This is a genomic window from Citrobacter sp. C6_1 (assembly GCF_014596835.2).
GTDB classification, from domain to species: Bacteria; Pseudomonadota; Gammaproteobacteria; order Enterobacterales; family Enterobacteriaceae; genus Citrobacter; species Citrobacter pasteurii.
In genome coordinates this window covers 782,749-808,413 of record NZ_CP115031.1, presented here as the reverse complement: position 1 = coordinate 808,413, position 25,665 = coordinate 782,749, and the positions used below count along the sequence as shown (strand labels likewise).

General features: G+C 53.7%; 24 protein-coding genes and 1 other RNA gene. 10 read left to right on the top strand and 15 right to left on the bottom strand.

What is annotated here, in order from left to right:
* Positions 1 to 2: 2 nt before the first annotated feature.
* Positions 3 to 899, bottom strand: coding sequence for a site-specific tyrosine recombinase XerD (gene xerD / locus IB196_RS04025; protein WP_005123354.1), 897 nt, complete (start codon positions 897 to 899; stop codon positions 3 to 5).
* A gap of 113 nt (positions 900 to 1,012) precedes the next feature.
* On the opposite strand from xerD, the gene fldB reads away from it, so the two are divergent.
* Entirely contained in the window at positions 1,013 to 1,534 is a 522-nt protein-coding gene (gene fldB, locus IB196_RS04020; protein ID WP_149692349.1) for a flavodoxin FldB, read from the top strand.
* Positions 1,535 to 1,625: 91 nt separating this feature from the next.
* On the opposite strand, the gene IB196_RS04015 is transcribed toward fldB, so the two are convergent.
* On the bottom strand, positions 1,626 to 2,033 hold the full coding sequence (locus IB196_RS04015) for a protein YgfX (RefSeq protein WP_005123352.1): 408 nt from the start codon (positions 2,031 to 2,033) through the stop codon (positions 1,626 to 1,628).
* Positions 2,014 to 2,280 (bottom strand): FAD assembly factor SdhE, encoded by a 267-nt coding sequence (sdhE, locus tag IB196_RS04010; protein ID WP_005123351.1) that lies wholly within the window; start codon positions 2,278 to 2,280, stop codon positions 2,014 to 2,016. The genes IB196_RS04015 and sdhE overlap by 20 nt, the downstream gene beginning before the upstream one ends.
* Positions 2,281 to 2,535: 255 nt before the next feature.
* On the opposite strand from sdhE, the gene ygfZ reads away from it, so the two are divergent.
* Entirely contained in the window at positions 2,536 to 3,516 is a 981-nt protein-coding gene (gene ygfZ, locus IB196_RS04005) for a tRNA-modifying protein YgfZ (RefSeq protein ID WP_005123350.1), read from the top strand.
* A gap of 91 nt (positions 3,517 to 3,607) precedes the next feature.
* On the opposite strand, the gene IB196_RS04000 is transcribed toward ygfZ, so the two are convergent.
* A complete protein-coding gene (locus IB196_RS04000; RefSeq protein ID WP_003838267.1) occupies positions 3,608 to 4,267 on the bottom strand; it encodes a hemolysin III family protein in 660 nt (219 codons plus the stop codon).
* Between the two features lie 163 nt (positions 4,268 to 4,430).
* Entirely contained in the window at positions 4,431 to 4,742 is a 312-nt protein-coding gene (gene yqfB, locus IB196_RS03995) for a N(4)-acetylcytidine aminohydrolase (RefSeq protein ID WP_040232132.1), read from the bottom strand.
* A 52-nt stretch (positions 4,743 to 4,794) separates the two neighbouring features.
* Between yqfB and IB196_RS03990 the strand changes: the two genes are divergently transcribed.
* Together IB196_RS03990 and bglA are read left to right on the top strand one after the other, a co-directional pair.
* Positions 4,795 to 5,523, top strand: coding sequence for a MurR/RpiR family transcriptional regulator (locus IB196_RS03990; protein ID WP_003838265.1), 729 nt, complete (start codon positions 4,795 to 4,797; stop codon positions 5,521 to 5,523).
* A gap of 120 nt (positions 5,524 to 5,643) precedes the next feature.
* Positions 5,644 to 7,077, top strand: coding sequence for a 6-phospho-beta-glucosidase BglA (gene bglA, locus IB196_RS03985; protein ID WP_182289903.1), 1,434 nt, complete (start codon positions 5,644 to 5,646; stop codon positions 7,075 to 7,077).
* A 94-nt stretch (positions 7,078 to 7,171) separates the two neighbouring features.
* Here the strand turns inward: bglA and IB196_RS03980 are convergent, their stop codons facing one another.
* The 8 genes from IB196_RS03980 to IB196_RS03945 all read right to left on the bottom strand — a co-directional run bounded on the left by IB196_RS03980 (position 7,172) and on the right by IB196_RS03945 (position 17,365).
* Positions 7,172 to 7,915 (bottom strand): SDR family oxidoreductase, encoded by a 744-nt coding sequence (locus IB196_RS03980; protein ID WP_040232130.1) that lies wholly within the window; start codon positions 7,913 to 7,915, stop codon positions 7,172 to 7,174.
* Positions 7,916 to 7,976: 61 nt separating this feature from the next.
* The gene (gcvP, locus tag IB196_RS03975; RefSeq protein ID WP_149692352.1) at positions 7,977 to 10,850 is read right to left on the bottom strand and encodes an aminomethyl-transferring glycine dehydrogenase; all 2,874 of its coding nucleotides are present in this window, start codon (positions 10,848 to 10,850) and stop codon (positions 7,977 to 7,979) included.
* A gap of 131 nt (positions 10,851 to 10,981) precedes the next feature.
* Entirely contained in the window at positions 10,982 to 11,371 is a 390-nt protein-coding gene (gcvH, locus tag IB196_RS03970; RefSeq protein WP_005123344.1) for a glycine cleavage system protein GcvH, read from the bottom strand.
* Between the two features lie 25 nt (positions 11,372 to 11,396).
* A complete protein-coding gene (gene gcvT, locus IB196_RS03965) occupies positions 11,397 to 12,491 on the bottom strand; it encodes a glycine cleavage system aminomethyltransferase GcvT (protein WP_040232126.1) in 1,095 nt (364 codons plus the stop codon).
* Positions 12,492 to 12,943: 452 nt separating this feature from the next.
* Positions 12,944 to 14,146 (bottom strand): FAD-dependent 2-octaprenylphenol hydroxylase, encoded by a 1,203-nt coding sequence (gene ubiI, locus IB196_RS03960; RefSeq protein ID WP_005123341.1) that lies wholly within the window; start codon positions 14,144 to 14,146, stop codon positions 12,944 to 12,946.
* Between the two features lie 115 nt (positions 14,147 to 14,261).
* Positions 14,262 to 15,440, bottom strand: coding sequence for a 2-octaprenyl-6-methoxyphenyl hydroxylase (gene ubiH / locus IB196_RS03955; protein WP_005123340.1), 1,179 nt, complete (start codon positions 15,438 to 15,440; stop codon positions 14,262 to 14,264).
* The gene (pepP, locus tag IB196_RS03950) at positions 15,437 to 16,762 is read right to left on the bottom strand and encodes a Xaa-Pro aminopeptidase (protein ID WP_040232124.1); all 1,326 of its coding nucleotides are present in this window, start codon (positions 16,760 to 16,762) and stop codon (positions 15,437 to 15,439) included. The genes ubiH and pepP overlap by 4 nt, the downstream gene beginning before the upstream one ends.
* A 24-nt stretch (positions 16,763 to 16,786) precedes the next feature.
* A complete protein-coding gene (locus IB196_RS03945; RefSeq protein WP_003026978.1) occupies positions 16,787 to 17,365 on the bottom strand; it encodes a YecA family protein in 579 nt (192 codons plus the stop codon).
* Positions 17,366 to 17,531: 166 nt separating this feature from the next.
* Between IB196_RS03945 and zapA the strand changes: the two genes are divergently transcribed.
* The 3 genes from zapA (at position 17,532) to IB196_RS03930 (ending at position 18,702) form a co-directional block, all read left to right on the top strand.
* On the top strand, positions 17,532 to 17,861 hold the full coding sequence (gene zapA / locus IB196_RS03940) for a cell division protein ZapA (protein ID WP_003026980.1): 330 nt from the start codon (positions 17,532 to 17,534) through the stop codon (positions 17,859 to 17,861).
* A 41-nt stretch (positions 17,862 to 17,902) separates the two neighbouring features.
* A non-coding RNA gene (ssrS, locus tag IB196_RS03935) (6S RNA) lies at positions 17,903 to 18,086 on the top strand.
* 19 nt (positions 18,087 to 18,105) lie between these two features.
* The gene (locus IB196_RS03930) at positions 18,106 to 18,702 is read left to right on the top strand and encodes a 5-formyltetrahydrofolate cyclo-ligase (RefSeq protein ID WP_040232121.1); all 597 of its coding nucleotides are present in this window, start codon (positions 18,106 to 18,108) and stop codon (positions 18,700 to 18,702) included.
* Between the two features lie 379 nt (positions 18,703 to 19,081).
* Here the strand turns inward: IB196_RS03930 and serA are convergent, their stop codons facing one another.
* The gene (serA, locus tag IB196_RS03925; RefSeq protein WP_005123335.1) at positions 19,082 to 20,314 is read right to left on the bottom strand and encodes a phosphoglycerate dehydrogenase; all 1,233 of its coding nucleotides are present in this window, start codon (positions 20,312 to 20,314) and stop codon (positions 19,082 to 19,084) included.
* 270 nt (positions 20,315 to 20,584) lie between these two features.
* On the bottom strand, positions 20,585 to 21,244 hold the full coding sequence (gene rpiA, locus IB196_RS03920) for a ribose-5-phosphate isomerase RpiA (protein ID WP_003026986.1): 660 nt from the start codon (positions 21,242 to 21,244) through the stop codon (positions 20,585 to 20,587).
* A 170-nt stretch (positions 21,245 to 21,414) separates the two neighbouring features.
* Here rpiA and argP point away from each other — a divergent pair, with 170 nt between their 5' ends.
* From argP to meaB, 3 genes are all read left to right on the top strand, one after another.
* Positions 21,415 to 22,308: a DNA-binding transcriptional regulator ArgP gene (argP, locus tag IB196_RS03915; protein ID WP_003026988.1), complete on the top strand. Its 894-nt coding sequence runs from the start codon at positions 21,415 to 21,417 to the stop codon at positions 22,306 to 22,308.
* A gap of 221 nt (positions 22,309 to 22,529) precedes the next feature.
* Positions 22,530 to 24,674 carry a methylmalonyl-CoA mutase gene (gene scpA / locus IB196_RS03910; RefSeq protein WP_005123334.1) on the top strand — a complete coding sequence of 715 codons (2,145 nt, stop codon included), beginning with the start codon at positions 22,530 to 22,532 and terminating at the stop codon, positions 24,672 to 24,674.
* Positions 24,667 to 25,662 (top strand): methylmalonyl Co-A mutase-associated GTPase MeaB, encoded by a 996-nt coding sequence (gene meaB, locus IB196_RS03905; protein WP_005123333.1) that lies wholly within the window; start codon positions 24,667 to 24,669, stop codon positions 25,660 to 25,662. Before scpA ends, meaB begins: the two co-directional genes overlap by 8 nt.
* Positions 25,663 to 25,665 lie beyond the last annotated feature (3 nt).

Genomic DNA, 25,665 nt, shown 5'->3' with positions numbered 1-25,665 from the left:
ACTCACGCTCGTGGGTGATGCTGTTGATGTAGTTGACGCAAGCGCTCCGTTGCGACATGTGTATAAATCTGCGTAGTCGAGAGATCGCTATGCCCCAGCAGCATCTGCACCACGCGCAGGTCAGCACCGTGATTGAGCAGATGCGTGGCAAAAGCGTGCCGCAATACGTGCGGTGATAGTTTCTCGCTGTCGATCCCTGCTAACACAGCATAGTGTTTAATACGATGCCAGAAAGTCTGACGGGTCATCTGCTGCGCACGCTGGCTGGGAAACAGTACGTCAATCGATACGCCGTTGAGCAACCATGGACGACCGTGTTCCAGGTATGTTTCCAGCCAGTACACGGCTTCTTCGCCTAACGGCACCAGCCGCTCTTTGTTGCCTTTACCAATCACCCGCACAACGCCCTGGCGCAGACTAATATCGCTCATCGTCAGCCCCACCAACTCTGATACGCGCAACCCCGTGGCGTACAAAACCTCCAACATCGCTTTGTCGCGTAGCTCAAGCGGTTGGTCAATAAGCGGGGCCTGCAGCAGCCGTTCTACCTGCGCTTCGCTAAGATCTTTTGGTAAACGCTGCGGAAGTTTAGGTGAAGCAAGCGAGGCGCTCGGATCGTCTTCGCGAAATTTTTCGCCGTAAAGATGCTGAAAAAAACGCCGCATGGCACTGAGCAAACGTGCTGAACTGGTGGCTTTATACCCGCCATCCATCCGCTCAGCCAGCAATGCCTGCAAATCATCGCTCTGCGCCGTCGCCAGTGAAATGCCACGATGGTGCAACCATTCAACAAGCATTGTCAGATCGCGACGATACGCACTTAACGTGTTCTCTGCCAGATTTCGTTCCAGCCACAGTGCATCAAGAAACTGCTCGATGCGCGCCAGATCCTGTTCCACTCGCGCCCCTTATTCCACTCTCATTTTTGATGCATTATGCCTCATTGTGCCGAGAATGCGGCGATTCTGTTACACTACCCGCAACGCTACAGCAGAATTGAGATGTTTACGTCATGAACATGGGTCTTTTTTACGGTTCAAGCACCTGCTACACCGAAATGGCAGCAGAAAAAATCCGCGATATCCTGGGTCCCGAACTGGTGACACTGCACAATCTCAAGGATGATTCCCCAGCCCTAATGGAGCAGTATGACGTGCTCATTTTGGGTATTCCAACCTGGGATTTCGGTGAAATTCAGGAAGACTGGGAAGCGGTCTGGGATCAACTGGACAACCTCAACCTGGAAGACAAGATTGTCGCGCTTTACGGCATGGGCGATCAACTGGGGTACGGTGAGTGGTTCCTTGATGCACTGGGTATGCTGCATGATAAACTGGTCACCAAAGGCGTTAAGTTTGTCGGTTACTGGCCAACAGAAGGTTATGAATTCACCAGTGATAAACCCGTGATTGCCGATGGGCAGTTGTTTGTCGGTTTAGCACTGGATGAAACTAACCAATACGACCTCAGCGATGAACGTATCCAGGCATGGTGTGAGCAAATTCTCGGTGAAATGGCCGAACACTGGTCCTGATAACTGTGTTGCCGGATGACGGCGTGAATGCTTTCTCCGGCTTACATAGCGCGCTAAACCGTAGCTGCTCGCCATCAGTCATTTGCCGGCGTTAACCCTGCTTCGCCTGTTGCAGCATTAACCGCCGCAAATCCCGCCACTCTGCGTCATCCATGCTGTCCGCTGCCAGCCACAAATGCTGACGTTTTCCCGCATCGGAACGCAAACGCAGCATCATGCCCGTTTTAATCATCCAGGGTGTACAAACGATAGACCACTCCTGCCCCTGCCAGCGCAGGCGACCGTCCATTAACAGTCTAATATCTCCCTGACAAGCGTTAATGCGACGCTGACTGCGTACGCTATCAAACACCACCAGAGAGAGCAGAACCAACCATAATGGGGTGTAGCTCAATGGCCAGGGCATCAATAAAATGAATACCGCAACCAGCCCATGAATGAGCAGAGAGAGCCACTGTGCGCGCCATGAAACGCGTAAATCAGATTGCCACTGGACCACGTTCCCGATTCCGTGTCTGGATGAGTCGCACCATCTGCTCCAGCTGCTCATCAGCCGGTTTCCCATGATTCATCAACCAGTTAAATAAGTCTGGATCATCACATTCCAGCAGGCGGATAAAGATGCGTTTTTCTTCGTCACTTAAGTTGTCATACTCATGTTCGAAAAACGGCATGATAGAGATATCCAGTTCACGCATACCGCGGCGGCATGCCCAATGAATACGTGCTTTGTTGTTAATATCCATGTTCTTTTCCCTGTCTCGCGAAAACGAAGTATCCGGCTATTGTAACGTGTTTTTCACGCTCTTTTACGGGAATATCAGTAAACGGAAGCGCGATCGCTAAATAAAACCACATTAAGTCAAAGGGTTCACTTTTTTGGATGTCTCCTCGCAAAGCTTAATATAAGGCACAAACAGGATGTTTAAACCGCTTGCAATAGCCCATAGCTCTTTTACCATTAGTCATTATTACCGCGTTAAGCAAATCAGGACATTATTATGGCTTTTACATCGTTTCCTCCTCGCCAGCCGTTTGCGTCGGCACGTTTGCCTCTGACGCTAATGACGCTCGACGACTGGGCTCTCGCCATCATTACCGGTGTCGACAGTGAAAAGTACATCCAGGGCCAGGTCACCGCTGATGTCAGCCAGATGACCGAACAGCAACACCTGCTGGCAGCTCACTGCGATGCCAAAGGTAAAATGTGGAGCAACCTGCGCCTCTTCCGTCAGGCTGATGGTTTTGCCTGGCTTGAACGCCGTAGCCTGCGTGATGCCCAATTGACCGAACTGAAAAAATACGCCGTCTTCTCGAAGGTCGTGATTGCCCCGGATGACGAGCGTGTCCTGCTGGGCGTGGCGGGCTTCCAGGCGCGTGCTGCACTAGCTAATCTCTTTAGCGAACTGCCAACCAGCGATAAGCAGGTCGTTACCCACGGCGCTTCCACCCTTCTGTGGTTCGAGCATCCATCTGAACGCTTCCTGCTGATCGTTGATGTCGCAACAGCTGAGATGATTACAGAGAAACTGCGTGGTGAAGCTGAGTTAAATAACAGCCAACAGTGGCTGGCGCTGGATATCGAAGCAGGTATCCCGGTGATCGACACCGCCAACAGCGGTCAGTTTATTCCTCAGGCCACTAACCTTCAGGCTCTGGGGGGTATTAGCTTCAAAAAAGGCTGTTACACCGGCCAGGAAATGGTTGCCCGCGCAAAATTTCGCGGTGCCAATAAGCGCGCAATGTGGACCCTGGCGGGTACTGCCAGCCGGGTACCAGAAGCGGGTGAAGATCTGGAACTAAAAATGGGTGAGAACTGGCGTCGTACCGGTACCGTTCTTGCTGCCGTGCAGCTGGCCGATGGTCAGGTGTTAGTACAGGTCGTGATGAATAACGATATGGAAGCAGACAGCGTGTTCCGCGTGCGTGATGATGCGAAAACGCTGCATATTGTGCCGCTGCCGTATTCACTGGAAGAGTAAAAGATTAACGCCGGATAGCGCTACGCTTATCCGGCCTACAGGCACATTTTGTAGGCCGGATAAGGCGTTAGCCGCCATCCGGCATCAAGGGTTACGCCTGTCCAACATACAAATAAATCGCCAGGAAGTGGCAAACGCTGCCACCCAGCACAAATCCATGCCAGATCGCGTGGTTGTAGGGAATGCGCTTACAGACGTAGAAAATTACGCCCAGCGAATACACGACGCCGCCAACGGCCAGCAACGTCACACCACCCGCCGCCAGTTTAACCGCCAGTTGATACACCACAATCAGCGATAGCCAGCCCATTGTCAGGTAGGTTACCAGCGACAGAACCTTAAAGCGGTGCGCAATAGTCAGTTTGAATAAAATACCGATTAGCGCCAGGCTCCAGATAACAATCATCAGTCCGCGTGCCAGCGGCGAATCCAGCCCCACCAGCAGAAACGGCGTGTAGGTCCCGGCAATCAGCAGATAAATCGCGCAATGGTCGAATTTTTTCAGCCAGATTTTCGCTCTCTGATGGGGGATCGCATGATACAAGGTTGAGGCAAGGAACAGCAGGATCATGCTGCCGCCGTACAGGCTATAGCTGGTAATGGCCATAGCGCTGGCGTTGGTATCCACTGCCTGAACCAGCAACAGCACCAGTCCGACAATCCCAAACACCAACCCGATACCATGGCTGATGCTGTTGGCTATTTCCTCTGCCAGCGAATATCCCTGCGCGATTAATGGCTTCTGAACCATAAGTTACTCCCCAGAAACGAACACTTTCGTTATTGCGTCTCTAGCGTAACTGAGAATAGTTCCAGTGAACACCTGTTAGCTAAAATATTTATCAAAAATAAAATAATTAATTAAAATCATATAATTATATTTTACATTTCAGCTAACAGCTGTACCTGTAAAGTTAAAGGCATTTAAAATCAATCACATAAAATTGCGTTTGATCCGGGTAAATCTCGGCAATCACCTGTTTAAGTTCTTCAAGCGTCATGTTTTCCTGCTGGGCATGTTTATCCGTTAGCGTATCCAGCGTGACGGTTGAGGTACCAACAACCTCAATCGTGCAGAAGTAACCCTCATCTTCAAAGCGTCCGACCCGCAGAATGTCCCCGGCTTTGAAGTGTGATTCGGACTCGTCACGAATGGTGATGGTTTTGCGTCCGGCCAGAATGTCATCCTGGAAACGCTGAAAAAAAGTGATGTCATTTGGCTGCATGTTATTATTCCCTGTAGATGAAGTCTGATGAGTGAGTTTTGCCATTGTGAGTATGTTCTCCCACGCTGCCATCGCCAGTCTCAACAATCTTGAGATGCTGGTCTACAACTATGTCATCAAAAACCGTGACAAAGTCATGTACATGACCATTCGCGAACTGGCTGATGCCGTGGGCGTTTCCACTACCACCGTACTGCGCTTTTGCCGCAAGCTTAAATGTGAAGGTTACTCAGAATTTCGCGTGCGCTTCAAATTATATTTAGAGCAGAATGAACCGCAACAGGCTAATTTCGGTGCCAGCGAAATTATCAGTTTCTTTAAAGGCGTCAATAACGACGAGTTCGATAAACTGCTCGATCAGGCTGTTGATATTATATTATCGTCCGAACGTATTATATTCGTCGGAGCGGGAACGTCTGGAGCGCTGGCGAAATATGGCGCACGTTTTTTCTCAAACGTCGGTAAATTCAGTAATCACATTGATGATCCTTATTTCCCGGTAACCAACGATATGGCCAGGAACGCGCTGGCGATCGTGCTTTCCGTTTCTGGTGAAACAGAAGAGATCCTGCGCTTTGCCAGTCAGTTCAGCCTGCACAACTGTAAGGTTCTGTCGGTCACCAGCCATGAACACTCTCGTCTGGCGAAGCTGGCCGACTTTAACCTCTCCTGGCACGTACCGCAAACCCGCATAGCGGGGGTCTATGATATTACCACGCAAATCCCTGTTATTTATATTCTGGAATCACTCGGCCGCAAGCTGGCGAAAAGAATAGCGTAAAAAAACAACCTGTTTTTTTGATGTAACAAATCACATTTACGCTATTTTGTTATATAGTGACATTTATCTTTCCTTTGTTAGACTCAAAATCAGATTGTATTAATTTGAGACTGAGCGCAGATGAAAAAACTTACCTTACCAAACGATTTTTTATGGGGCGGCGCGGTGGCGGCGCATCAGGTTGAAGGCGGCTGGAACAAAGGTGGCAAAGGCCCCAGCATTTGCGACGTCCTGACCGGTGGGGCACACGGCGTTCCGCGAGAAATCACTCAGGAAGTTGAGTCCGGTAAGTACTACCCCAACCACGAAGCTGTCGATTTTTACAGTCATTACAAAGAAGACATCAAGCTGTTTGCCGAGATGGGATTCAAATGCTTCCGTACCTCAATCGCCTGGACCCGTATCTTCCCCAAAGGGGACGAAACCCAACCGAATGAAGAAGGGCTAAAGTTCTACGACGACATGTTCGATGAACTGCTGAAGTACAACATTGAACCAGTCATCACCCTTTCCCACTTTGAAATGCCGCTGCACCTGGTTCAACAGTACGGTAGCTGGACCAATCGTAAAGTCGTCGATTTCTTTGTCCGTTTTGCTGAAGTCGTTTTTGAGCGCTATAAGCACAAGGTCAAATACTGGATGACCTTCAATGAGATCAACAACCAGCGTAACTGGCGCGCACCGCTGTTTGGTTATTGCTGCTCCGGCGTGGTGTATACCGGGCATGAAAACCCTGAAGAGACTATGTACCAGGTGTTGCATCACCAGTTTGTCGCCAGCGCGCTGGCGGTAAAGGCGGCACGTCGCATCAACCCGGAAATGAAAGTCGGCTGCATGCTGGCGATGGTGCCACTGTACCCGTTCTCCTGTAAGCCTGAAGATGTGATGTTCGCGCAGGAATCGATGCGTGAGCGCTACGTTTTCACTGACGTTCAGCTGCGCGGCTACTATCCATCATATGTACTGAACGAGTGGGAACGCCGCGAATTCAACATCCGAATGGAGGCCGGCGATGAGCAAATCCTGCGTGAAGGCACCTGTGACTATCTCGGATTCAGTTACTACATGACCAACGCGGTAAAAGCGGAAGGCGGCAGCGGCGATGCCATTTCTGGTTTTGAGGGCAGCGTACCGAACCCGCACGTAAAAGCATCCGACTGGGGCTGGCAGATTGATCCCGTCGGTCTGCGCTATGCTTTATGTGAGCTGTATGAACGCTACCAGAAGCCGCTGTTTATCGTTGAAAACGGGTTTGGCGCTTACGACAAAGTGGAAGAAGACGGCAGCATCAACGACGACTATCGCATCGATTATCTGCGTGCTCATGTCGAAGAGATGATGAAAGCGGTGACCTATGATGGCGTAGATCTGATGGGCTACACGCCGTGGGGCTGCATCGACTGCGTGTCATTCACCACTGGCCAGTACAGCAAACGGTATGGCTTTATCTACGTAAACAAACACGACGACGGCACCGGCGATATGTCGCGTTCGCGTAAGAAGAGTTTTGAGTGGTATAAAGCGGTGATTGCCAGCAACGGCGAGAATCTGTGATTTTTTGCCGGATGGCGCTGCGCTGATCCGGCCTACGGAGACTTCATCTGTAGGCCGGATCAGGCGTTTACGCCGCCATCCGGCAAACAACTCATTACCTTCCGCCAGCCAGTTCCAGAAAACTCCCCGTCACGTAAGACGCTTTCTCGCTCAACAGCCAGATAATCGCCTGCGCGACCTCCTCCGGCTGTCCGCCGCGCTGCATAGGTAACAGTGATTTCACGCGATCGACTCTTCCCGGCTCGCCGCCTGACGCATGCATTTCAGTGTAGATCAGACCAGGTCGCACGCAGTTTACGCGGATCCCTTGTGCCGCAACCTCCAGCGCCAGGCCGGTGGTGAGCGTGTCCACAGCCCCTTTCGATGCGGCATAATCAACATATTCGAAAGGTGCGCCAAGCCGTGAGGCCGCTGAAGAAACATTAACAATCGCCCCACCTTGCCCCCCGTGCTTGAATGACATCCGTTTTACTGCTTCGCGACAGCACAGAAAATAGCCGGTAACATTAGTCGCCAGAACGCGATTAATTCTTTCGGCGGTTAGGCTTTCCACCGTGCTCTGTTCAAACAAAATCCCGGCATTATTCACCAGGGCAGTCAGCGGCTCGCCTTCACGGTCAATAGACTCAAACATTGCTACCACCTGGCTTTCATCGCTGATATCTGCCCGCAAAGCAAACGCCTTCCCGCCTGCAGCGACGATGCTGTTCACCACCTCCGTTGCCGCACGAATGTTGTGATGAAAGTTCACCGCGACCGTGTAGCCCTCTTGCGCCAGTTGCAGCGCGGTTGCCCGACCAATGCCACGACTGCCGCCCGTCACCAATGCGATTGCCATAACGTTTCTCCCAAAAAATAAAGGCGCCGAAGCGCCTTTAAAAGATAGTTGAATCAGCAGATTACTGATATTCGCTCATCGGTACGCAGGAGCAGAACAGGTTACGGTCACCGTAAACGTCATCAAGGCGTTTCACGGTTGGCCAGTATTTGTTCGCCACACCCGCCGGGAAGACGGCGATTTCGCGGCTATAACCGTGGTTCCACTCCGCCACCAGCTCGTTTTGCGTGTGCGGTGAGTTAACCAGCGGGTTATCTTCCAGTGACCATTCACCGGCTTTCACGCGATCGATCTCAGCGCGGATGGCCAGCATCGCATTGATAAAGCGATCCAGTTCCACTTTGCTTTCCGATTCGGTCGGTTCAACCATCAGCGTACCCGCTACCGGGAACGACATGGTCGGCGCATGGAAACCGTAGTCAATCAGACGCTTGGCAATATCCAGTTCGCTGATGCCGGTTTCTTCTTTCAGTGGGCGAATGTCGAGAATACATTCATGCGCCACGCGACCATCACGACCGGTATACAGCACCGGATAGGCATCTTTCAGACGGCTGGCAATGTAGTTGGCATTCAGAATAGCTACCTGGCTTGCCTGCTTCAGACCTTCTGCGCCCATCATACGGATGTACATCCAGCTGATTGGCAGAATAGATGCGCTACCGAACGGAGCGGCAGAAACTGCGCCCTGACGGGTGAGCATCCCTTCAATCTGTACCACACTGTGACCCGGAACGAACGGTGCCAGATGCGATTTCACGCCGATCGGTCCCATGCCCGGGCCGCCGCCGCCGTGCGGAATGCAGAATGTTTTATGCAGGTTGAGGTGCGAGACATCCGCGCCGATAAAGCCCGGCGTAGTGATCCCAACCTGAGCGTTCATGTTCGCGCCATCAAGGTAAACCTGACCGCCAAACTGGTGCACAACGTCGCACACTTCACGGATCGTTTCTTCATACACGCCGTGGGTGGATGGGTAGGTCACCATGATGCAAGAGAGGTTGTCGGCACGTTGTTCTGCTTTTGCACGCAGATCGTCCAGGTCGATGTTGCCATTCTTATCACAGGCGACTACCACCACCTGCATCCCCGCCATTTGTGCGGAAGCCGGGTTAGTACCGTGGGCGGACGCCGGGATCAGGCAGATATCACGATGGCCTTCGTTACGGCTTTGGTGATAATGGCGAATCGCCAGCAGCCCCGCATACTCACCCTGCGCACCGGAGTTCGGCTGCATGCAGACTGCGTCATAACCGGTCAGTTTTACCAGCCACTCGGAAAGTTGGCCGATCATCTGGTGATAACCTTCCGCTTGCTCAGGTGGGCAGAACGGGTGCAGTTCGGCAAATTCCGGCCAGGTGATAGGGATCATCTCGGCAGCGGCGTTGAGCTTCATGGTGCAGGAGCCCAGCGGGATCATCGCCTGGTTCAGCGCCAGATCTTTACGCTCCAGCGAGTGCATGTAGCGCATCATCTCGGTTTCGCTGTGATAGCGGTTGAACACCGGATGGCTGAGGATCGCATCGTCACGCAGCATGCTTTCCTGAATAGAACGGCTGTCGAGCGCCACGTCTTTATCCAGCGTATCGATGTTCAGAGCGTGACTGTCGCCCAGCAGAACATTGAACAACTGCACCACATTTTCGCGGGTGGTGGTTTCATCGAGGGTAATACCTACCGCGTTATGGATGTCGCTACGCAGGTTGATTTCTGCCGCTTCGGCCCGCGCCAGTACTGCGGCCTTATCGGCAACTTCAACACACAGGGTGTCGAAGTAGTGCGCATGACGCAGCTTCAATCCTTTCTGTTGCAGACCGGCTGCCAGGATATCAGTCAGGCGGTGGATGCGATTAGCAATGCGTTTCAGGCCAACCGGGCCATGATAAACGGCATACAGACTGGCGATATTCGCCAGCAGGACCTGCGAGGTACAAATGTTGGAGTTCGCTTTCTCGCGGCGGATATGCTGCTCACGAGTCTGCATCGCCATACGCAGTGCGGTATTGCCCGCCGCATCTTTCGATACGCCGATAATACGGCCAGGCATAGAGCGTTTGAATTCATCTTTAGCGGCAAAGAACGCGGCATGCGGACCGCCGTAGCCCATCGGTACGCCGAAACGCTGCGCAGAGCCGAACACAATGTCTGCGCCCTGTTTACCCGGAGCGGTCAGCAGAACCAGCGCCATAAAATCAGCCGCGACACTGACCACAACTTTACGGGATTTCAGCTCGGTAATCAGTTTGCTGTAGTCATGCACTTCACCGGTGGTGCCAACCTGCTGCAACAGCACACCAAACACATCCTGGTGATCCAGTGCTTTCGCCGCGTCATCAACAATGACGTCAAAACCAAAGGTTTGTGCACGAGTACGCACAACATCCAGCGTTTGCGGATGAACATCAGCGGCCACAAAGAAGCGGTTGGCGTTTTTCAGTTTGCTGACGCGTTTTGCCATCGCCATGGCTTCAGCAGCAGCGGTAGCTTCATCCAGCAGAGAAGCGGAGGCCATGTCCAGGCCGGTCAGATCCAGCGTCACCTGCTGGAAGTTGAGCAGCGCTTCCAGGCGACCCTGAGAAACTTCTGGCTGATACGGCGTGTACGCAGTGTACCAGCCCGGGTTTTCCAGCATGTTGCGCAGGATAACCGGTGGCAACTGCACGGCGGTGTAGCCCATGCCAATGTAGGACGTGAAGCGCTTGTTACGCCCGGCGATGGCTTTTAATTCAGCCAGCGCAGCGTATTCGGTCGCCGCCTCACCCACCTGTGGCGGGGTTGCGAGCTGAATGTCTTTCGGCACAATCTGGCCGATCAGCGCATTTAACGACTCGGCGCCAACCGCATGCAGCATCTCTTGCTGCTGTGCGGCGTCCGGTCCGATGTGGCGTTCAATGAAAGCGCCGCTGTTTTCAAGCTGGCTTAACGTCTGTGTCATGGGCGATGGTTCCTGAAACGTGCAGTGAATCGTGATTGTCTCTGTTTACGAGTCCGGCAGCGCTAGCGCTTACCGGGCCTACGCATGCTTTGTAGGCCGGATAAGCGCAGCGCCATCCGGCAAAAGCGTATTTACTCGTCTTCTAACAATGCTTCATATGCGGTCGCATCCAGCAGCGATTCAATTTCGCTTTCATCGCTGGCTTTGATTTTGAAAATCCAGCCGCCCGCATACGGCTCGCTGTTGACCAGTTCCGGGGAGTCGCTGAGCGCGTCGTTAACCGCCACAATCTCACCGCCTACTGGCGCATAGATATCGGAGGCCGCTTTTACGGACTCCGCAACGGCGCAGTCATCGCCCGCGCTAACGGTTGAGCCAACTTCTGGCAGGTCAACGAAAACCATGTCACCTAACAGCTCCTGAGCGTGTTCGGTGATACCCACGGTGTAAGAGCCGTCAGCTTCTTTGCGCAGCCATTCGTGTTCTTTGCTGTATTTCAGTTCTGCAGGTACGTTGCTCATCAATCAATCTCCAAAAAAGGATGAATTACGCGACGGCTTTGCCGTTACGCACAAAAACAGGTTTAGTCACTTTTACAGGCATTTCGCGGTTACGGATCTGGACGATCGCGGTCTCACCGATGCCCTCCGGGACACGTGCCAGCGCGATGCTGTAACCCAGGGTTGGGGAGAATGTCCCGCTGGTGATAATTCCTTCCTGCTGGTTGCCGGAAGCATCGGTGAAACGCACCGGCAGTTCATTACGCAGCACGCCTTTCTCAGTCATTACCAGCCCGACCAGCTGTTCGTGGCCTTTTTCACGCTGCATTTCCAGCGCATCCCGACCGATAAAGTCGCGATCGGTCGGTTCCCACGCTATAGTCCAGCCCATGTTGGCCGCCAGCGGCGAAATGCCTTCGTCCATCTCCTGACCGTACAGGTTCATGCCTGCTTCCAGACGCAGCGTGTCACGCGCCCCCAGACCACAAGGTTTAACGCCTGCTTGTACCAGCGCATGCCAGAAATCTGCCGCCTTTTCATTCGGCATGGCAATTTCATATCCCGCTTCGCCGGTATAACCCGTGGTCGCGATAAATAAATCACCCGCCTGAACGCCGAAGAACGGTTTCATACCTTCAACAGCATGGCGTTGTTCGTCAGTAAACAGGGTGGCAGCTTTTGCCTGCGCGTTTGGTCCCTGCACCGCGATCAGTGACAGGTCATCACGAACAGTGATGTCAATGGCGTAAGGTTCAGCGTGTTGGGTAATCCAGGAGAGGTCTTTTTCACGGGTGGCGGAGTTTACAACGAGGCGGAAGAAATCTTCAGTGAAGTAATAGACAATCAGGTCATCTATCACGCCGCCCGACGCATTGAGCATGCCGGAGTAAAGGGCTTTACCCGTCTTCGTTAGCTTCGCGACGTCGTTTGCCAGCAGATAACGCAAGAACTCCCGGGTGCGGCTGCCGCGCAGGTCGACGATGGTCATATGCGACACATCAAACATACCGGCATCGGTGCGGACAGCATGGTGCTCATCGAGCTGAGAACCGTAATGCAGTGGCATCATCCAGCCATGGAAATCGACCATGCGCGCGCCACATAGCGTGTGTTGTTCGTACAAAGGAGTCTGTTGAGCCATCTTTTCCTCGTTGAATAAGCGGGGCTATCAACTCTTTCGTGGTGAAATCTTCGCCACGAAACCCAGCACCACAGCCGCTCCAGGGGCTGCGACGCAAACGTTCTCTTTGTCCTGAACTTACCACCGAAACAGACGCTAAACCATAAGGCAAAATTAACCATCACATTAGCTTATGACCAAAAACAGCCAGATCGTCGACAGAATAAAAATCCAGAACTATGGCAACAAATCAGAATAACAAATAAAGACAAGCTGAAATTAGCCGCATCAACCAACATTAAATGTGGAAAAAATGTCAAAAATGGCGTTATGAAAAAAACGTAATATAAAAAAAACTAATGCGAAAAAAGGCGTGGAATTAGATTATTTCAAATGAGAGAAGCATCCCGGCGCGCAGGCCGGGAGAGGAAAGTGTGACGGGTCTCAAACTCTTAAGATTGTCCTTACGGACGCTAGCGCAACCACTCAGGAAGATCGTTCAGTCCCATCGCCTGGCGGATGAGCTGTGGTTTTACGCCTGGCAGGGTATCGGCCAGTTTCAGACCAATATCACGCAGTAATTTCTTCGCCGGATTTTCCCCGGCAAACAGTTCACGGAACCCTTGCATTCCAGCCAGCATCAGCGCAGCACTGTGCTTACGGCTACGCTCATAACGGCGCAGATAGAGGTACTGACCGATGTCTTTCCCCTGGCGTTGCAGGCGCTTAAGTTCATCAATCAACTCCGCCGCATCCATAAAACCGAGGTTCACGCCCTGTCCTGCCAGCGGATGAATGGTATGCGCCGCATCACCCACAAGGGCCATACGATGGGCGGCAAACTGACGAGCATAGCGTCCAGTCAGCGGAAACGTCTGGCGTTCGCTTTCAAGCTGGCATAACCCCAGGCGATTATCAAAAGCGATATTCAGCGCCTGATTGAATTCGTCTACACTTACCTGCTGCATACGTTCAGCATCCTGCGGCGAGAGCGACCAGACAATAGAGCACAGGTTCGGGTCACTGAGCGGCAGAAATGCCAGGATCCCCTCACCGTGAAACACCTGACGCGCAACCGCGCCGTGGGCTTCCTGCGTACGGACAGTCGCTACCAGCGCATGATGACGGTAATCCCAGAACGTCAGCGGAATATCCGCTTTGTTGCGCAGCCACGAGTTTGCACCGTCAGCACCGACGACCAGGCGAGCGGTCAGCATAGAGCCATCTTTCAGCGTCAGGAACGCCTCGTTTTCTCCCCAGGCCACCTGCTGTAACTCAGCCGGTGCCATCAGCGCGATATCCGCTGAACGCTGCGCTTTTTGCCACAGTGCGTAGTGAATCACCGAGTTTTCGACGATATGCCCCAAATGACTGTAACCCATACTCTGGTCATCAAACGCAATTCGTCCAAAGCTGTCTTTGTCCCAGACTTCCATGCCGTGGTAGCAGCAAGCGCGACGGGCGACAATATCGGACCAGACGCCAAGACGGGTCAGCAGTTTTTCGCTGGCGGCATTAATAGCCGATACGCGAAGCTGAGGAGGTGCATCCGCCGCCAAAGGCTGCGGAACATGTTGTTCCAACACCGCAACGCGCAACCCGCTGCCCAGCAAGCCGCAGGCAACCGCCAGCCCCACCATGCCGCCACCCACAATTGCTACATCAACACTTTGCACTGTTTATACCTCGAAACCTGTAATCCGTAGGCCTGATAAGCGCAGCGCCATCAGGCATTTTTGCGGAGACCCTTGCCGGATGGCGGCGTTGCCTTATCCGGCCTACAGGTCATATTTATCGCGCAACCCAACCGAGGGTTCGCTCCGCCAACGCATCGCGCGCGGGTGTGAATAATTCCATCGCCATCAGCCCGGCATTACGCCCAACGACCAGCGGAGCCCAGCGATTGGCAAACAGATACACCAAATTGTTGGTCACGCCAATCGTCGTTTCGCGATCGCGTTCGCGGCGCTGCTGATAGCGTGCCAGCACCGCATAATCACCGACATCTTCCGCGCTGTTCTGCGCCTGGGCCAACGTTTCAGCCAGGCTCATCACATCACGCAGACCAAGGTTGAAACCTTGTCCGGCAATGGGATGCAGCGTCTGGGCTGCGTTCCCTACCAGCACGGTACGATGGGTAATCGCTTTTTGCGCCGAGGTTAACGAAAGTGGATAGGCGCTGCGTTTACCAGCATGGGTAATACGTCCCAGTCGCCAGCCAAAAGCGGTTTGTAGTTCACGGCAAAAACGTTCGTCGGACCAGGCCATAATCTCATCACGCTGCTCCAGCGGATGGCACCACACCAGCGAGCAGCGACCGTCAGACATCGGCAGCATTGCCAGCGGGCCATATTGCGTGAAGCGTTCAAACGCTCGACCCTCGTGCGCAACGGAGGTCGTGACGTTGGCAATTACCGCCAGTTGCTCATAGGGCTGTTGCAGCCAGTCAACGCCGCAGGCGGTAGCCAGTGCGGAGCGCGTACCGTCGGCGGCCACCAGCAGGCGACCATCGATCATTTCGCCATTTTCCAGCGTAACTTCTACGCGCTCCTGCGTGCGTGACACGCTGGCTACGCGGTCGGGGCAGTGCAGCGTGACGCCCGGCGCTTTACGCAGCAGCGCAAACAGACGTAGCCCCACATCATGCAGTTCTACCACCTGACCGAGCGCTGAAATATGGTATTCCTGCGCATCCAGCGTTACAAATCCGGCATGGCCACGATCGCTGACGTGAACGGTTTTGATCGCCGTTGCGCAATCGGCAATCGCCTGCCATATGCCAATTCGCGCCAGCTGTTGGCAGGTCCCTGCCGCCAGCGCGATCGCCCGGGCATCAAACCCGGGATGGCGATCATTGTCAGGCGCGCTCGCTTCTATCAGATGAACCGGCAGCGTCCCATGGCTAAGCTCGGAAATAGCCAACGCCAGCGTCGCACCAACCATACCACCACCGACGATAATCACGCTCATTGCAGTCGCGCCGTAGCCATCAGAGCTTCAATGTCATCCGCCTTCTTCACCACGCTGGCGGTCAGATTTTCATTACCGTCTTCGGTAATAAGGATGTCATCTTCAATTCGAATGCCGATACCACGGTAGGCAGGCGGTACATCGGCGTCGGGCGCGATATAGAGCCCCGGTTCAACCGTGAGCACCATTCCCGGCTCCAGAATACGCGAACGATCCTGACCATAAACGCCAACGTCATGGACATCCAGACCCAGCCAGTGGCTAAGACCATGCATAAAGAATGGGCGATGCGCATTTTCGGTAATCAGTTGATCGACCTCGCCGTGCAGAATGCCAAGCCTCACCAGACCCGTAATCATGATACGCACTACTTCGCTGGTGACTTCCTGGATGGACGTCCCGGGACGATACAGGCGCAGGCTGGTCTCTAAGGATTCCAGTACGATATCGTAGATTTCACGCTGTGCTGGGGTAAATTTACCATTTACCGGGAAGGTACGCGTAATGTCGCCCGCATAGCCTTTGTATTCGCATCCGGCATCAATCAGCACAAGATCGCCATCGCGCATTTCACTTTCATTTTCGGTGTAATGCAGGATACAGCCGTTTGCACCGCTGCCAACGATGGTGTTATAGGATGGGTAACGCGCGCCGTGGCGGGTAAATTCGTGATGAATTTCCCCTTCCAACTGGTACTCAAACATCCCCGGACGGCATTTTTCCATCGCTCGGGTATGCGCCAGCGCGGTGATCTCTCCGGCACGGCGCATGACCGCTATTTCTTCCGCTGATTTGAACAGGCGCATTTCATGCACCATAGGACGCCAGTCGATGATCGCGGCGGGCGCGTGCAGATTTTGTCTGGAACCTTTACGCAGTTTATCCAGCGCCGTACAGACAATCTCGTCTGCCCAGGCATATTCGCCCTGTGCGTGATACACCGCGTCCAGGCCATTGAGTAAAAGGTGCAGCTGTTGGTTGATTTCGCTGAAAGCCAGCGCCCGGTCAACGCCGAGTTTTGCCGGTGCGGCATCCTGGCCAAGACGGCGGCCAAACCAGATTTCCGCCGTCAGATCGCGAACCCGATTGAACAAAACGCTATGGTTATGAGTGTCATCGCTTTTAATCAGCACCAGCACGGCTTCAGGTTCGTTAAAACCGGTGAAGTACCAGAAATCACTGCTTTGGCGGTACGGGTATTCACTGTCCGCGCTGCGCGTCGCTTCAGGCGCGGCAAAAATCAGCGCGGCGCTGCCGGGCTGCATTTGTGCCAGTAAAGCCTGGCGGCGGCGCTGGAATTCTAGCTGAGATATTTCGCTCATCACACTCTCCTTGGCGTTTTGTTCTTAATGCAGAGTCGGTTTACGGACTTCAGGCGCGGTCGGCTGCTGACGCGTAAACGTGTCATGGCACAGCAAGGCGGCTACGCGCACGTATTCGATGATCTCTTCGAGCGACATTTCCAGCTCTTCCTGATCTTCGTCTTCGTCATATCCCAACTGAGCGATATTGCGCAGGTCGTCAATCGCTTCCCCGGTTTCACCTGTCACCTTGTCGAGCTTCGGTTGTGTCACACCGAGGCCCAGCAAAAAGTGGTTAACCCACCCCGCCAGCGCATCGGCGCGATCAAACACGCTAACGTCATCGCCTTCAGGCAGATAAAGCTGAAAAAGGAAGCCATCATCTTCCAGCGCATCGCTGGTGGCAGAGTGCATTTTCAGCAGCGCCTGAGCCAGCTCGTGACCGAAGGCCAGACCTTCGTTCGTCAGGTCGTGCAACAGCGGCTGCCATGAGCTGTCGTTGTTGCCACCGCAAATCATCCCGCTGATCAAACCGTGCATTTCGGCGGGGGTCAATCCGGCCCCTTGTTGGTTCAAAAACTGGCTAACTTCGTTGTAACCAGGCATTTCGTTCTGTATAGACATAAGCATTCGTCATCAAAGGGAGGATATTCATGATATGCTACCACTTTGGACCCTGGTGAACCAGAAAAGGGCTTGTATCTTGATACCAGGGTAGCTATAGTGTCGCCCCTTCGCGGACCCACGGTCTGGAGACGAAGGCAGCGCAGTCAATCAGCAGGAAGGTGGCATGTCTGCACAACCCGTCGATATCCAAATATTTGGCCGTTCACTGCGAGTGAATTGCCCGCCTGAACAAAGGGATGCGTTGAATCAGGCTGCGGACGATCTGAATCAGCGATTGCAAGATCTGAAAGTTCGCACTAGAGTCACAAATACTGAGCAGTTGGTTTTCATCGCCGCGTTGAACATCAGCTATGAATTAACTCAGGAAAAAGCGAAGACGCGTGAGTACGCGGCGAGCATGGAACAACGTATTCGGATGCTACAACAGACCATCGAACAAGCGTTGCTTGATCAGGGTCGCATAACCGAAAAAACGGGCCAAAACTTTGAATAACACTTTTCGGTTTACTGTGGTAGAGTGACCGTGAAGACAAAATTTCTCTGAGATGTTTGCAAGCGGGCCAGTCCCCTGAGCCGATATTTCATACCACAAGAATGTGGCGCTCCACGGTTGGTGAGCATGCTCGGCTCGTCCGAGAAGCCTTAAAACTGTGACGACGCATTCACCTTGAACCAAGGGTTCAAGGGTTACAGCCTGCGGCGGCATCTCGGAGATTCCCTTCTACCTGGCAACAGCCATGACACTACTTTCTGAACTCCCTTTATCCCGGCAAGAAATTCGTCAACTGATTCGTCAGCGTCGACGTGCGCTTACCTCTGAGCAGCAGCATCAGTACGGTCAGCAGGCCGCGACCCGAATGCTCAGCTTTCCCCCTGTTGTACTCGCTCATACGGTGGCAGTATTCCTCTCGTTCGATGGCGAACTCGATACCCAGCCGCTAATAGATCAGCTGTGGCGAGCGGGCAAGCGCGTTTATCTTCCGGTTCTTCATCCCTTCAGCGCCGGTAATTTGCTGTTCCTGCACTATCATCCGCATAGCGACCTGGTAACCAATCGCTTAAAGATCCAGGAACCACGACTTGATGTACGTGACGTATTACCGCTGTCACGGCTGGATGTACTGATTACGCCGTTAGTGGCGTTTGATGAATATGGGCAACGCCTGGGCATGGGCGGCGGATTTTATGACCGCACGCTACAAAACTGGCAGCAGCATAAGATCCAGCCCGTAGGCTACGCGCACGATTGTCAGCGAGTAGAAAAGCTGCCTGTTGAAGAATGGGATATCCCGCTGCCTGCGGTGGTGACGCCATCAAAAGTATGGGAATGGTAGCTTTTTTGTCGATTGACAGCGCCGTTTTTTTAAACTAGCTTTCTCGGTGAAGGGTGAGGGAGGCGAACCTCCCTCCTGCGTACTCTCTGTTAATATGCTGGCGAAGCGATGATTAACAGGATCAGCAGCATGATGACGTATCTCATCATCGTCCCTTTCCTTTTTAAAGCCCCTGCTTCGGTAGGGGCTTTCCCGTTTCAGCACGATGCTGAGCCCCTGGCGTAAATTCCTTTTATTGATGTACAACGCAGAGCGCAGCCTTTAATTACAAATTGCGGCAAGGCTCGAAAACGGAATGTATGCGTTACACAAAGAGATAGTAAGGCAGGATAATCAGAGGAAAGATGGGCAGGCCAGCAGCCTGCCCGTTAAAAGGAAATCAGTACAGCAGACGAGCGCGAATGGTTCCCGGAAGAGCTTTCATCGCCAGCAACGCTTTCTCCGCCACATCTTCATCCGCTTCAATATCAATAACCACGTAACCTACCTGTGCGGAAGTCTGCAGATACTGCGCGGCAATGTTGACGCCCTGCTCGGCAAAAATCTGGTTCAGCGCCGTCAGTACGCCGGGACGGTTTTCGTGAATGTGCATCAGACGACGACCACCATGCAGCGGCAGCGATACTTCCGGGAAGTTCACGGCAGACAGCGTAGAACCGTTGTCGGAATACTTCGTCAGCTTACCCGCTACTTCAAGGCCGATGTTTTCCTGCGCTTCCAGCGTTGAACCACCAATATGCGGCGTCAGGATCACGTTATCAAAATCACACAACGGCGAGGTGAAAGGATCGCTGTTAGAAGCTGGCTCCGTTGGGAAGACGTCGATGGCCGCTCCCGCCAGATGTTTCGTTGCCAGCGCATCACACAGCGCAGGAATATCGACAACCGTACCGCGTGCGGCGTTGATCAGCAGTGCACCTGGTTTCATCAGCGCAATCTCATGCGCACCCATCAGATTTTTGGTGGAGGCATTTTCCGGCACGTGGAGGCTAACCACATCGCTCATATTCAGCAGGTCGGAAAGATGCTGTACCTGCGTGGCGTTGCCCAGCGGTAGTTTATTTTCAATATCATAGAAGTAGACGTGCATCCCCAGCGATTCCGCCAGAATGCCCAACTGAGTACCAATGTGGCCGTAGCCGATAATCCCCAGTTTCTTGCCACGCGCTTCAAACGAGCCGGTAGCCAGTTTATTCCACACGCCGCGGTGCGCTTTGGCGTTCGCTTCGGGTACACCGCGTAGCAGTAGAAGCAGTTCGCCAATCACCAGTTCGGCAACAGAACGCGTGTTAGAGAATGGCGCGTTAAACACAGGGATCCCGCGCTTTGCCGCAGCGGTCAGATCAACCTGGTTGGTGCCGATACAGAAGCAGCCAATCGCGACCAGTTTCTCTGCGGCGTCAATCACATCTTCAGTCAGATGGGTACGGGATCGCAGGCCAATGAAGTGGGCATCACGGATGGACTCTTTCAGCTGTTCAGTGTCCAGAGCGCCTTTATGAAACTCGATGTTGGTATAACCTGCTGCACGAAGGCTTTCGAGTGCTTTTTGATGCACGCCTTCAACCAGCAGAAATTTAATCTTCTCTTTCTCCAGTGATACCTTTGCCATTTCCCCGACCCTGTCTTTTTTGTTCAAACTAATGTGTTGTGTGTGGGATTTTCATCCTCCTCTTCAACATATCAAAAAATAATATTGCGGCAATATGAACGTTTGCGTCGTCATGCTGAGGAAATGTCATTCAGCGGGAATTGTCAGAGGAAAATACTGGCGATAAGTTTTTCTTTGGAGGGATCGGCAGGACAATATTATAAACGTGACACAAGTCACCAAATTTGCCCTGCCAAAATTTTTTTAACGGGAGAAGACGCTCCCGTCAGATCATTTTACGATAGTTTTCACGCCGTCCGGTGTGCCAATCAGCGCCACATCCGCACCACGATTGGCGAACAGACCTACGGTTACTACGCCCGGAATCGCATTGATGGCGTTTTCCATGGCCACAGCGTCAAGGATCTCCAGGCCGTGCACATCGAGGATCACGTTACCGTTGTCCGTCACCACGCCCTGACGGTATTCAGGACGGCCGCCCAACTTCACCAGTTGACGCGCGACTGCGCTGCGCGCCATTGGGATCACTTCCACCGGCAGCGGGAAGTTACCAAGAATATCGACTTCTTTGGACGCATCGGCAATGCAGATAAATTTCTTCGCCACCGAAGCAATGATTTTTTCACGGGTCAGCGCTGCACCGCCGCCCTTGATCATCTGCATGTGGCCGTTGATTTCATCCGCGCCGTCAACGTATACGCCAAGGCTGTCCACCTCGTTAAGATCGAACACGTGGATACCGAGGCTTTTGAGTTTTTCGGTCGAGGCGTCCGAGCTTGACACTGCGCCTTCAATCTGACCTTTCATTGTGCCCAGCGCATCAATAAAGTGTGCGGCTGTTGAACCGGTACCTACGCCCACAATGGTGCCGGGCTGTACATACTGAAGTGCCGCCCATCCTACTGCTTTTTTCAGTTCATCCTGCGTCATGATCGTTTCGCCTGTGGTGTGAATATGGTGGAAAAATTCATGCGCATTATAGAACATTGTGCAGAAAAATGTCCCCACACCCGCTCGCAAGCGGCGGATTTCGTCTTTACCCAACCTAAATTTGTGTCATAGTGCAGAACAAGCAAAAATTTCAGGAGTGCGTCAAAGCAATGAAACGTCCGGACTACAGAACACTACAAGCACTGGATGCGGTTATTCGTGAACGGGGATTTGAGCGCGCGGCGCAAAAGCTGTGCATCACGCAATCCGCAGTTTCACAACGCATAAAACAGCTTGAGAATATGTTCGGACAACCGCTGCTGGTGCGTACCGTACCACCACGCCCTACCGAACAGGGGCAGAAACTGCTGGCACTTTTGCGTCAGGTTGAACTGCTGGAAGACGAGTGGTTGGGCGATGAACAAACCGGCTCGACGCCACTGCTGCTCTCGCTGGCGGTGAACGCCGACAGTCTGGCGACGTGGTTACTTCCGGCGCTGGCCCCGGTACTGGCCAATTCACCGATTCGCCTGAACCTGCAGGTTGAAGATGAAACGCGCACCCAGGAACGTCTGCGTCGTGGTGAAGTGGTCGGTGCGGTGAGTATTCAACATCAGGCGCTGCCAAGCTGTCTGGTGGATAAACTTGGCGCGCTGGACTACCTGTTTGTTGGCTCTAAACCATTCGCCGAGCGTTATTTCCCTAACGGCGTCACCCGCTCCGCCCTGCTGAAAGCCCCGGCGGTAGCGTTTGACCATCTTGATGATATGCATCAGGCGTTCTTACAACAAAACTTCGACCTGCCGCCGGGCAGCGTGCCGTGCCACATCGTTAACTCGTCTGAAGCTTTCGTCCAGTTGGCGCGTCAGGGCACTACCTGCTGCATGATCCCACACTTACAGATTGAGAAAGAGCTGGAAAGCGGCGAGCTGATCGACTTAACGCCAGGCCTGTTCCAGCGGCGGATGCTGTACTGGCACCGCTTTGCGCCGGAAAGCCGCATGATGCGCAACGTTACCGACGCGCTGCTGGAATACGGACACAAGGTGTTGCGTCAGGATTAATTCATCGCACGAATGCCGGATCGGCTTTGCCAATCCGGCATGTATGACTCTATCGACTTTTCATGCTATTCCCGCCACGTCTTTGAAATAAATCACAAAATAAAACACGCCACGCGGCAAAAAACGACGTCCTGTTGGCTATTTTTTGCTGGCGACAAGCCAAATGAAAAAGCACACCGTATTCGCAAAGATTCAACTTATTGCGTAATACGGAGCAGAAAATGGCAAACGTGCAGGAGTGGCAAACACTCGCCAACAAAGAACTCAGTCGACGGGAAAAAACCGTTGAGTCGCTGGAAAGACAGACGGCGGAAGGGATTGCCATCAAGCCGCTGTACACCGAAGCGGACCTCGATAATCTGGAAGTAACAGGCACCCTCCCCGGTCTGCCGCCTTACGTGCGCGGCCCACGCGCCACCATGTATACCGCGCAGCCGTGGACCATTCGCCAATACGCCGGTTTCTCTACCGCCAAAGAGTCCAACGCCTTTTACCGCCGCAACCTCGCCGCCGGGCAAAAAGGGCTTTCCGTCGCCTTTGACCTTGCCACCCATCGCGGTTATGACTCAGACAACCCGCGCGTGGCGGGTGACGTCGGCAAAGCGGGTGTGGCGATCGATACCGTCGAAGATATGAAGGTGCTGTTCGATCAGATCCCGCTGGATAAGATGTCGGTATCGATGACCATGAACGGCGCGGTGCTGCCGGTGCTGGCGTTTTATATCGTCGCTGCTGAAGAACAAGGCGTAACGCCGGAACAGCTCACCGGAACCATTCAGAACGATATTCTGAAAGAGTACCTGTGCCGCAACACCTATATTTATCCACCAAAACCCTCCATGCGCATTATCGCTGACATCATCGCCTGGTGCTCCGGCAACATGCCGCGTTTTAACACCATCAGCATCAGCGGTTACCACATGGGTGAAGCTGGGGCGAACTGCGTACAGCAGGTGGCATTTACGCTGGCAGACGGAATTGAATACATCAAGGCCGCGCTTTCCGCCGGGCTGAAAATTGATGACTTCGCCCCACGCCTGTCGTTCTTCTTCGGCATCGGTATGGATCTGTTTATGAACGTCGCCATGCTGCGCGCGGCGCGGTATTTGTGGAGCGAAGCGGTCAGCAGTTTTGGTGCGACTAACCCGAAATCTCTCGCTCTGCGTACCCATTGCCAGACGTCCGGCTGGAGTCTGACTGAGCAGGACCCGTACAACAACGTGGTGCGTACCACCATTGAAGCGCTCGGCGCCACGCTTGGTGGCACTCAGTCCCTGCATACCAACGCCTTTGATGAGGCGCTCGGTCTGCCCACCGATTTTTCCGCCCGTATTGCGCGTAATACGCAGATCATCATTCAGGAAGAGTCAGAGATCTGCCGCACTGTTGATCCGCTGGCCGGATCGTATTACGTGGAGTCTCTGACCGATCAAATCGTGAAGCAGGCGCGCACGATCATCAAGCAGATAGATGAGGCTGGCGGCATGGCGAAGGCGATCGAAGCCGGATTGCCTAAACGGATGATCGAAGAAGCCTCCGCGCGTGAACAATCGCTGATCGACCAGGGTAAACGCGTCATCGTCGGCGTGAATAAGTACAAGCTGGATAAAGAAGACGAGACGTCGGTGCTGGAGATCGACAACGTGAAGGTGCGCAACGAGCAGATTGCCTCACTGCAGCATATCCGCGCCACCCGCGACAGTGATGCCGTTAACGCCGCGCTATCCGCGCTGACCCACGCCGCGCAGCATAATGAAAACCTGCTGGCAGCCGCCGTCAACGCCGCCCGCGTTCGCGCCACGCTCGGTGAAATCTCCGACGCGCTGGAAGCCGCCTTTGATCGCTATCTGGTTCCCAGCCAGTGCGTCACCGGGGTGATTGCGCAAAGCTATCACCAGTCTGATAAATCCGCCGATGAGTTCGACGCCATTGTTGCGCAAACCGAACAGTTCCTCGCAGAAAATGGCCGCCGCCCGCGCATTCTGATCGCCAAGATGGGTCAGGATGGCCACGATCGCGGCGCAAAAGTGATCGCCAGCGCCTACTCCGATCTCGGTTTCGATGTCGACCTCAGCCCGATGTTCTCCACTCCAGAGGAAATTGCCCGTCTGGCGGTAGAAAACGATGTCCATGTGGTTGGCGCATCATCGCTGGCGGCGGGTCATAAAACATTGATCCCAGAGCTGGTCACCGCGCTCAAAAGCTGGGGACGCGAGGATATTTGCGTCATCGCCGGAGGGGTAATTCCGCCACAGGATTACGCTTTCCTGCACGAGCATGGCGTGGCCGCTATTTATGGCCCCGGCACGCCAATGCTCGACAGCGTCCGCGATGTGTTAACCCGTATCAGTCAGCATCATGATTAACGCCGCCACGCTTGAGGATACCGTCCGTCGGTTGCGACTTGGCGAACGGGCTACGCTCGCCCAGGCGATGACGCTGATCGAAAGCAGCCACCCGCGCCACCAGCCGCTCAGTACGCAATTGCTCGACGCGATTATGCCGTTCACCGGTAACGCCCTGCGTTTGGGGATAACCGGTACGCCGGGCGCGGGGAAAAGCACCTTTCTGGAAGCCTTCGGCATGCTGTTGATTCGCCAGGGGTTACGCGTGGCGGTGATCGCCGTCGATCCCAGCAGCCCGGTCAGCGGCGGCAGTATTCTCGGTGATAAAACCCGCATGACGGAACTGGCACGCGCCGAATCTGCGTTTATTCGCCCGGTACCTTCCAGCGGGCATTTAGGTGGCGCCAGCCAGCGCGCCCGCGAATTAATGCTGCTGTGCGAAGCGGCGGGCTTTGACGTGGTGATTGTGGAAACCGTCGGCGTTGGACAGTCAGAAACCGAAGTCGCAGGTATGGTGGATTGCTTTATCTCACTGCAAATCGCCGGCGGTGGTGACGATTTGCAGGGCATCAAAAAAGGCCTGATGGAAATGGCTGATCTGGTCGTCATCAACAAAGACGACGGTGATAACCATACCAACGTTGCCATCGCCCGCCATATGTACGAATCCGCCCTGCATATTCTGCGCCGCAAATATGACGAGTGGCTGCCGCAGGTTCTGACCTGTAGTGCGCTGGAAAAACGCGGTATTGAGGAAGTTTGGCAGACGATAACCGACTTTAAAACGTGCCTTACCGCCAGCGGTCGACTTGAAAAAGTCCGCCAGCAGCAGGCGGTGGACTGGTTACATCGTCAGGCTGAAGAAGAAGCACTGCATCTGCTGTTTGCCCGTACTGATTTCGACCGTTATTTCCAGCAGACGCTACAGGCCGTCAAAAATAACGATCTGTCGCCGCGTACCGGTCTGCGGCACATCAGCGAATTTATCCAGCATCATTACTTTCACTAAAGA